This is a genomic window from Candidatus Poribacteria bacterium (assembly GCA_021295755.1).
Taxonomy (GTDB): Bacteria; Poribacteria; WGA-4E; order WGA-4E; family PCPOR2b; genus PCPOR2b.
Genome location: JAGWBT010000132.1, coordinates 40994 through 50618, shown reverse-complemented (window position 1 = coordinate 50618; position 9625 = coordinate 40994). Strand labels below are relative to the sequence as shown.

The window sequence follows — 9625 nt, the reverse complement described above, 5'->3', positions numbered from 1 at the left end:
AGTTCTCGGTGGTTCGCGGAAAGATTTCATCTTTGATCGAGAGATGCTGATAGCTAATAATGACATCCCCGAACAAGGACTTCATCCGGATTCGTAAGTACCCGAACATGAGTTTACTTGGAGGGGTGGCTGCCCGGCAGGCACGTGAGGGTTAGACTCCACCCGACAGAGTGTGCAAAGATTTTTAGTCTGATACTTAAACGAAAAGCACGCACATCTTGGCATGAACTTTTAGGGCAAGACTTTCCATACCTCTGAGGTGCAGTACGGGAAAGAATTGCCCATTTTTTATGGAATATGTTAGGAAATGACTTTGGACAAAGATCAACCGAATCAAATTCAAGACCTATCCCTAAACCTTAGTTCAGATTCTCTTTTCTCTTTAACAGACAAGATAAAAGCGAGCGTTGAAGGACGGTTGAGTTGGGGTGACACTTTTGGGATGGGACTTGGCGCGAAGAATGACAAATACTTGCTCATTTGGACGCCAAAGAAATCGTCCGAAGGGCAAATTCTCCCCGGCTTCGACTCAGAGGATGGCGAGTTGACACTCAAAATGAGACCGCGGCCCGGCGCTTGGATTTCTTGGATCGATGAAGCCAAAGTTGCGACGGAGGCGAAGGATAAGAGCTAGAGCGTAACACACGTCAAGTGACGGACTTCGCCGATGGTGTTCTCAAAGATATTACCACCGTACATCTAGGCAAATCCCTGACGTTATCGGAGATGGTACAAGAGGTTTTGAAAGTTGAGTTCACGATACCAACCACTGTCAAAACCGGCGGCTATATCCTCGCGTCATCTCAAGAACCCCTATCCGGATTAGCGAAAGTCATCATTCCAGAACAGACAAATATTCATGGTGTGCATCTGAACGAGGATGAGCTGCTCAACTCAGTGACGAAAAGCGACCACGATCAGCTCTTGGTCATTCATCGGACGCATATCAAACAATATCCCGATCTGCTCGACATTAACTACTGTTTAAGGCTTAGTGAGTATTTCCAAGGTAAACCGGCACAGGAAGAGGACGGGCAGAGCAAATTGCCTCAGCCTGTACAAGGCTTAAGACCGATAGGGGTATTCCCAACGGCAGCTGTCTATAACCCGCTGTCTCCGGACAATGTCGAATTCGTTGTGACCGCTCTCAATGGTGACTACGATGCGATCCGTGAAGCTGTTACCGAATGCTCCTCGATTATGGATGAATATGTGTCGCAGGCGAATCAGTGCGCACATGAAATCATGACGAATTTCCAGGGGCGTATCGATAGTCGGCTTCAAGCACTTACGCTCCAACCGGGACAGCGGATTTATGAGAGGGTTTGGGATGACCTGGCGATTGACGAACTGCGAAATCAGCTCTTTGAATTCGGCGAATTTTTTGGAAAATATATTGATGAACACCTAGGCGAAGATAATGTAGAATCTAGAAAAGAATCGCTTAGAAATAGTATTGATTCAATCATTGAGACATGGCAACTTCAGGATTCGCGTCAAACGACTATCAGGCATCTCATCCTAGCTGGCTACAAATTGGCGAATCAAGTGCTGGATCAGGCGACCGGACTTTTCTACGATCTAGTGTTTGAAAAGCACTTTATTGAAACCGGGCTGCTCCGTACGGTTGAATTGATGGTACTTGAGGAGGGTGAACTTTTAGATGAAATTCGCTTGCCAGAGTGGACAGACAAGACAGTACGTGATCGACTTCACCGGCTCGCGCTGAATCCGGCTATCCATCCCAAACAGACTGAAAGGCTTCGGGACTTATGGATAGAATTGCTGGAGATCGCGAATTTTGCGGATAGACATCAGCAACAATTTGAATCCATTCTTAAACCGTTGTCCGACGTTCTGTTGATGCCTAAGCACTCTACTGCTCCGGGCGGAAATTCGGGAGCACGCAACATCTCGCTCCGAAGAGGGAATACCTTTGAAGGATTTGGGGTTTCGGAGAAGCTGTTTGAGTCTGTTCTGAGTCGCCTCCACGACAATTTTCCTATGATAAAACGTTGGATTCAGAATACGCCGGGAGAACGGAGCGGGCATGAACCTTATTATAGGACGTTATGGACAATACTCACTGAAGGGATAGTGCGAGAGTATCTCTGCGAAGGTTTTCAGCCAATTTGCGACATCAATCTCAGCCTCCCGTTAGAATCGAAGCGGTTGATGGATCTCGTGCTTGGTGGAAAAATTGTTATACGCAATGAGAGAGATCTAAATACGCTGAAACGGAATCTTGACCGTGCCTTACAAGCGAAAATTGGTCGTGGGCTGCAGGAGATTAGTACACCTAACATGCTGCAAATTCATAGCGATACCACCCTGTGTACACTTCGTGAAGAATTGCTAACATACCAACAGACGCTTGATAAACAACTGGTCCGTGCAACGAATCCTAAAGCCTCCAAAAAGCAAGGCAAAGGGAAAAAAGGACGGAAAAAGGGTCAGTCTCCCGAATCCGCTGCAAAAGTGATAGCAGCGATCGAGGAGGAAAAACCGAAGATTGCCGAACTTATAGAGTTCCTCAATTCCTATACCAATGCGCCACTAACGCTACTGGAGACAGCGATAACTCCACATTCTCAGCAGATCAATCAGATACGAGAGCATCAGGTGCTGAATTTTGACTTACAATCGCTGCCACCGATCGAGAATACGTGGCTGGAGAACGTGAAATCGCCCGATGAATATCCAAACTTACGTGCGTTCCTGTTTGAAAATAAGTTGCCTATTTCCACTACCGGGCGTGCATTGACGAAGTTGAGAAGGATCTTTCCTGACCCCACGGATGCAGAGGCTGCTTCGGCAAATGTGTTTGATACCGCCGTAGACCTACTCCTAGAGTTAAAAGTTCTCCAAGACGCAGGCTATGAGGGCGATCCGCTGCAACGATATGCAAGCTACATTTCTGAAAAGTTGTGGCGGTGGGAACTGACACAGATTACAGAAACAGAGTTGCCAATCCTGATTAAAGAGAAGGTGTTATCCTCGCTCATCTGTTACGAAAAGGAGGTCGAAGCACTCCTAGAATACGTTGAGCGCTACGAGCGGTTATTCGAAACAAAGCTCACCCCTGAATCTGAGATGAATAAACAGCGCGAATTGTTAGAAGAAAACTTCCAGACGCTGATTGAAACGCTTATGTGAACCTGTTTACTGAAGTTTTCAAACTCCAAATTTTGGATTGGTTGCAGTTGAAATGAAGATATGTCTCCTTGGAGGGGGAAGTTGTATTGCTCCTGTTGCATCAACAGTCGTTTGGGTGGATGATAAGCTAGTGCCACTCCGGGATACGCTCCAAGATCTAAAACAAGCAGCTGCAGTTGGGGGAGCTGACACGGAACTGCGTGTAACTCACGATTGGTCGGCACTAGCAGATTCACAGATTGTAATTCTACTTCCCCACGCATCACACCCTATTCAAGCGCAACGTCGAGCGAATACCTTGTTAGCGCAACATTTTGCTCGGCACATCAAACGTCATGCACCGAAGGCACGAGTTGTCGTCGCGATGTCTTTAGCATGTTTGCTTGCTTTTTACGTTTACCGTGAGCTTGAGGCGGAAGCAAGCCAAGTGATCGGCCTTTCCGGTGGGATAGGGTGTGCGTATCTGAAAACTCAAATTGCCCATCAGTTGGGCGTTTCTATGCAAGATGTTGCAGTTCTTGCGATCGGGAATGACGAGACGATCTACCCGCTTCCGCAATACTGTCGTGTGAATGGTATACCGTTAGGAGAGTTGTTAGGCGATAAGCAGATCGATGCGTTGACGGACGCGGTGCAGGAGAGACATAAAAAATCTAGCACCATAGATGCACCATATACGCTGGCGGCTTGGATTTCACAGATGGTCACAGCAGTTGCCTTGGATAAGAAGCGAATCATGTGCGTCAGTTCCCTGATCCAATCGAGTACGGCGCAGGTTTATCTCAATGTTCCGACCCAAGTTGGTCAGGGCGGAGCGGAATCGACTCTGCAACTCGATTTGACTGACGTTCAGCGGGAACAGTTCACCCAATTGGTAGCAAAGAGTGTTAAAGAACAACGGATATTTTAGCTGGCTTGATGCGAGGGAAGAAAAATGAGAGATATATATCAGAAAGTCATAGAATTAATTGAGTCCGACGAGATTGGTGCCTACTGTACAGTTGTGGAAACGAAAGGGTCTACGCCACAAAAGCCGGGGTCCAAGTTACTGATTTTGCCAGACCTGCGCAATGTCGGGACGCTCGGCGGCGGCTGCGTAGAGGCAGAAGCGCGGCGACAGGCGATCGGTTTGATGCAAGGAGGTGTCCCACGTCTGCTCGATTTTCAATTAGACAGCGACTACGGATGGGATGACGGTCTCATCTGCGGCGGGAATATGAAAATTTTCATTGACCTGCCCCAAACCGAACAGGAGTCGTTGATATTAACCCGGTTGCAGGAACTCTCGGAGGCAAAAATCCCGCTTGTCTCTACCACGATTGTTAAAAGTGAGATAGACGATATCCAAGTCGGCGCGAAGATGCTGTTTGCTGCCAATGGCGAAAAGGTCGGTTCGTTGGGGGATGCAGCATTGGAAACGGCAATCCAGGAAGAGTTGATGGAGGTCTTGGAGAAGGATGCGCCCGGTGTGTTTCGGTGGCAGGAGGGGGCGGTCTGGGTCTTCATGGATGCAGTGCAGCCACGTCCCACGCTGCTAATCGCCGGCGCAGGCCATGTTGGGCAAGCCCTATGCCATCTTGGCAAGTGGCTCGGTTTTGGCGTCGCAATCGTCGATGACCGTGCCGATTTTGCCTCTGAAGAACGGCTCCCCGAAGCCGACGAGATCATTATCGGCGATATTGCCGAGGAGTTGCGAAAGTATCCCGTTGACCATCTGACTTACGCCGTGATTGTCACACGGGGACACCAGCACGATGAGGAGGCACTCCACAGTGTCATTGAGTCGAATGCGCGCTATGTCGGGCTGATTGGCAGCCGTCGGAAGATTAAGCTGATTTACGATGATTTGAGAGACATGGGTATCTCAGAAGATACATTAGCGAAAGTGTATGCGCCGATCGGATTGGATATCAACTCCAAAACGGTGCCAGAGATTGCAGTGAGCATCGCTGCACAACTCATCCAGGTCCGTAATAGCACGAAACCAGACATCCATTTTGACGCGCAACCGGCGAGAATGCCCACGATTAAGGTCGGCACGTAAGCGCTACGAGGCAGAACGATGGTGACAATTCAGTTAGATGGCGACAAAAGCTACGCTGCAAAAGAGGTCACTGAGTTCGCGAAACTCGCCCTAGACTTTATCGGGGAACAGGGTTCTGACAGCGATCTCCAGTATGCTGCGTCCGATGTTTACTGGATCTTGCGAAACCTGCTTGACTATGTGAACCAACAAGCGGGCGGAGAATTTACCCTCAAACGCCTCAGAAAAGGTTCGTGGGGGTTGGAGTACAACGATAAAACATCGGCAAAACGCAAAGCCGATGAAGCTGCAAATCGAGAGATTAAGCGCACAGCGAAATATCTCGAAAAACTCAGAACTCGCCGTTCATCTTGGTAATAAACGGTTAATCGAATCTTGCTCCCGTAAATGGAGCCTCCTACCTCCGTGGGCGGGGAAGATGCCCGGCCTACCGGGTACGGCGTTGTGATATCTTGAAGCCTCTTGCCCCCGACTATCCACATAACTGATCCCCGCCGCTAGTAACTTCTGCGATAAGTGAATTGTAGGCATTGAGGAGACTTGGATCACAGATGTCGCAGAGGTTGCAGCGATAATCGTTATCGACCTGTTCCCCGAAATACTGACGTACCATCTTGCCTCGACAGCTATCCGTTCTCGCATAGCGAATCATCCGATCAAGCTGATACCGCTTGTTTTGGATATATTGCTTCCCTCCTATTTTTTCCTCAGAGATGTTATCAAATAGTTTACTCCCGTGATACAACTCAATCAACATCGTGTCCTCTGCACCGGAGTATCTTAAATCCCCATCGCTCTGGAGGTCGGTCAACTCCTCTATCAATTCGTTTGGCTGTAGGTTGTGTTCTTGGCAAAAATCTATGACTTGGATTGTTGACTGGTCCCGTAGGCTGTCCAATACCCGCGACGTGCCATTTGAATCCTTGATAAGATTTACGGATATGCTTGATGGGATGTTATACATCCTTTGGAGGAAGTCGAGTTTTTCGAGATAACTAATCCCCACCCGAATTTTGCTCTCATCAATGTCATTTGTGGATTCTATCTTTTGCACTTTGACCAGCCGGAACTTGCCGACTAGTGGCGACTTCTCGATTAGCTTTAGCAGCTTCAAAAGGTCTGGCTTGTTCGGTGCGCTCTCCTCCATAAAATGTTCGTGTAAACGCCGGTCACCTGAACAGAAGAACAGAATACACTGTGAATCCTCACCATCCCGTCCTGCACGTCCCGCTTCCTGATAATAGTGTTCGAGCGATCCCGCGATGTTCCAATGGATAACATACCGGATGTCAGGCTTATCAATCCCCATCCCGAATGCGTTGGTCGCAACCACGATTTTGATGCCGGCCTCTGTATCGTCGAAGAATGCATTTTGGACCCGCGTCCGTTCCGATTCCTCCCTAGCGCCGTGATAGAAATCAACACGGTGTCCCTTTCGCTTGAGATATTCCGCGATTTCCTCCGTCTGCCGCCGCGTACCAGCATACACAATCCCTTTCCCGGTGAGTTGTTCCAACTGCTTTGTAAGTAACTGATATTTCTCCGGTTCGCCCGGCACCTCGCAAACGCTGAACTTTAGATTAGGACGCTCTACACTCTGGATTATGGTCTCGCATTTCTCAACTTGGAGTTGGTTTACAATGTCCTCCTGCACCTCTGGTGTTGCGGTCGCTGTGAATAGTGCGGTTGAACCGGGCTTCACCGCTTGGATAGCGGTCCGAAGTGCAAGATAAGCCGGTCGAAAATCGTGCCCCCACTGAGAGATGCAGTGTGCCTCATCAACCACGAACAGCGAAATCTTATGCGATCTTAAGGTATTCAAAAATCGGCGGCTCCGGAACCGTTCGGGCGACACATACAACAGCTTAATTTCACCGTCCACCAATCGCTTCAATTCCTGTCCATATTCTTCAGGGGACAAGCTGCTATTCAGTAAGCCTATCGAATCAATTCCCCTTCCTTGCAAGGTATCTACTTGATCTTTCATCAACGAGATTAACGGCGAAATAATCACTGTAAGCCCGGGTAACATCAGGCCCGGCAACTGGTAACAGATAGATTTTCCAAACGCAGTTGGAAAAGCACCGAGCAGATTTTTGCCCAATAGAAGTTTCTCAATTACCTCACATTGCCCCTCACGGAAATCGTCATATCCGAAATGCTGCTTCAACGCTACCCGTGGGTCTGGTAGATCATTCGAGATACTGTTTGGTGCTTTACTCCTTTGCTTAAACCAGTTATCAATTATTGTACGGATTATGGTGATAATCAATGGGAAACTCCTTTCTTCGGCCAAACAGGCGATGAATCACTCAACTACGTCCGGGGCGATTAAAATGCCGCAAAAGTAATGAAAAATCAGCACTGTTTATTTTTTACACACCATAGTAAGGAATTGGTATAATATCAATGAGTACTAACATCATTTTTTTGACAAATTGAGGTGGGTGTGCTATGCTCTTGAACCTATAACAGCATCCCCCTTTCAATATGGAGATCCACCTATGGCAACAGACTCAACTGTAGCAGTTGAAGATATAGAGGTATTTGCGGACGACTTAAACCCCCAGGCGGCTGCAGAAACATTTAAGAAACATGGTGCGCTCGTTGTCCGTGGGCTAATGAAACCGTACATCGATGAGATCCACCGAGACATTGAGGCGGCTGCCGCCGAATCAATCGCTGGACTTGATTCAGCAGAAGAAATTGTGGAGGGTTGGCGAACGCCAAACGGGACCCTGTTTTTACCCGCACCGCCCGGCTACTCCCGTGATAAACAGATCATGGTCTTAGCAATCAACTATCATACCAGCGCTGCGTTTTTCCATTCCGCACTCGATGAGCGTGCGTTAGACCTTGTTGAGGCGATTCTGGGGCAGGCTGTCGAGGTTTACGGCAACGGCCAGTGCCTTTATAAAGAGCCGGTCGGTGGGCATCCAAAGCATCTGCATCAGGATTCCGCCTACTTTGAACACCGCTATGAAGGTCCCGTGGGAATTCTGAACTATGTGGTGGATACCGATCTGGTAAATGGGGCGCTGCACGTCGTCCCCGGCTCGCACCGACTCGGTCAACTCAAGCATATTGATACCTTTTCGCACCAATGGCCCTGGGAACGGGCGCTGCCGATCGTTGGTGAAGCGGGAGACTCCATCTTTTTCCACGTCAAGATGATTCACGGCTCCAAGCAGAACCACTCAAACAAGCCGCGTCCGGTGTTCATTAACCGTTACCGGCGGGTAGATGATTACGTTGTTATTGGTGGCACCACCACTGCAAACCGTGCAGAATCAGAGAAACGCGCTGCCGAAGCGAAGAGAACGAATGAAGACCGTGGGCTGATGGTTCGCGGCTTTCGTCCCTACACCGAAGAATGAGAAGTTTGGTAGGCACTGTTTCCAACTGTGCCTATGCGGTGCGGTTGGAAACCTCGCCTACCGGGGGCGAAAGTGTCTATTTTTTTAGACTTCACCATGAAAAATGAAAAGGGGCTCCATCAGCGGAAAATGAAACCGATCGATCTCGTCCACAACAAAACCGCCCTTATCGTCGAGAGCCTCGCAAGACTGGAGGGTGTGCGAGCGATCTTGTGCTTCGGTTCGTATGCGATGAGCACGTTTGATGAATACTCGGATCTAGATCTTTTCGTGTTCTGCGAACCTAAAGTTGTATCAGCGTCGGAGAGGCGGCGAATCTTAGAAGATGTCCAAGGTGTTAGCCACTTTGAGGAGAGCGACACCGCTGCGGGGTGGGATAATCAGTGGTCTCCACAAGGCGATTCTTTCCGCATGAATGAGATTCTGTTTGAGATTTCGTATAACACGATGGACTGGATTAGTACCGTTGTCAGGCGGGTCACACAGGAGGGGGCGACCTCTATTCCTGAACAAAAATTCCGGCCTTATACGATGCTTGGGCTTTTGGAAAACGGTATCATTCTGTATGATCCTTGCTCATGCTTGAAACGTCTTATTGGTTGCCTCTATCCTTATCCGGCTCGACTCAAACAAAGGTTGATTTCAGACAGTTTACACACGCTGAAAGATTGTCTTGCGGAACTTAAGGACGGGAGCAAGAGAGGATTTGGTCTCACATTTTTCCATTTCTTTTTTCACAGAATGTGTGATGCACTTTACACCTTTTTGTTTGCCGCTAATGAAAAATATGATCCAGCGGTCAAACGGTCTGAGGTGGAATACGAAAAGCTGAGGGTATTACCTCCCAATTTTCTTGAAAGATACGCCAAACTCCTTGAGGGACCCTTCGATGAGAACGGGAGGCAGCGAACTATTCGTGAACTAGAAACCCTTATCACCGAGATTGAGATGCTGATTAACGTATAAACTAATTTACCAAAAAATCCTTTAGGTCTAAAGCCCAAGCATTTGTGCTTTGGATACAGATTGCTTTAGCACGGTTTTGCGT

8 protein-coding genes are annotated in these 9625 nt (G+C 48.4%); 7 read left to right on the top strand and 1 reads right to left on the bottom strand.

Annotated elements, in window-relative coordinates; genetic code table 11:
* The first annotated feature begins 313 nt into the window (after positions 1–313).
* The 5 genes from J4G02_17725 to J4G02_17705 are packed head-to-tail and all read left to right on the top strand — an operon-like array spanning position 314 to position 5557.
* Positions 314–634, top strand: coding sequence for a hypothetical protein (locus J4G02_17725; GenBank protein MCE2396377.1), 321 nt, complete (start codon positions 314–316; stop codon positions 632–634).
* Between the two features lie 17 nt (positions 635–651).
* Positions 652–3156: a hypothetical protein gene (locus J4G02_17720; GenBank protein ID MCE2396376.1), complete on the top strand. Its 2505-nt coding sequence runs from the start codon at positions 652–654 to the stop codon at positions 3154–3156.
* A gap of 52 nt (positions 3157–3208) precedes the next feature.
* Entirely contained in the window at positions 3209–4066 is an 858-nt protein-coding gene (locus tag J4G02_17715) for a hypothetical protein (protein ID MCE2396375.1), read from the top strand.
* Between the two features lie 24 nt (positions 4067–4090).
* Positions 4091–5200 carry an XdhC family protein gene (locus J4G02_17710; GenBank protein ID MCE2396374.1) on the top strand — a complete coding sequence of 370 codons (1110 nt, stop codon included), beginning with the start codon at positions 4091–4093 and terminating at the stop codon, positions 5198–5200.
* An 18-nt stretch (positions 5201–5218) separates the two neighbouring features.
* Positions 5219–5557, top strand: coding sequence for a hypothetical protein (locus J4G02_17705; protein ID MCE2396373.1), 339 nt, complete (start codon positions 5219–5221; stop codon positions 5555–5557).
* Between the two features lie 115 nt (positions 5558–5672).
* Here the strand turns inward: J4G02_17705 and J4G02_17700 are convergent, their stop codons facing one another.
* Complete coding sequence (locus J4G02_17700; protein MCE2396372.1) at positions 5673–7472, bottom strand: RecQ family ATP-dependent DNA helicase; 1800 nt, start codon at positions 7470–7472, stop codon at positions 5673–5675.
* A 232-nt stretch (positions 7473–7704) separates the two neighbouring features.
* Here J4G02_17700 and J4G02_17695 point away from each other — a divergent pair, with 232 nt between their 5' ends.
* Complete coding sequence (locus J4G02_17695; GenBank protein ID MCE2396371.1) at positions 7705–8577, top strand: phytanoyl-CoA dioxygenase family protein; 873 nt, start codon at positions 7705–7707, stop codon at positions 8575–8577.
* 72 nt (positions 8578–8649) lie between these two features.
* Positions 8650–9543: a nucleotidyltransferase domain-containing protein gene (locus J4G02_17690; protein MCE2396370.1), complete on the top strand. Its 894-nt coding sequence runs from the start codon at positions 8650–8652 to the stop codon at positions 9541–9543.
* The last annotated feature ends 82 nt before the right edge of the window (positions 9544–9625 follow it).

Coding starts and splice junctions, on each gene's coding strand:
- J4G02_17705 (MCE2396373.1), top strand. CDS start 5,219: ATGGTGACAATTCAGTTAGATGGCGACAAAAGCTACGCTGCAAAAGAG.
- J4G02_17710 (MCE2396374.1), top strand. CDS start 4,091: ATGAGAGATATATATCAGAAAGTCATAGAATTAATTGAGTCCGACGAG.
- J4G02_17715 (MCE2396375.1), top strand. CDS start 3,209: ATGAAGATATGTCTCCTTGGAGGGGGAAGTTGTATTGCTCCTGTTGCA.
- J4G02_17695 (MCE2396371.1), top strand. CDS start 7,705: ATGGCAACAGACTCAACTGTAGCAGTTGAAGATATAGAGGTATTTGCG.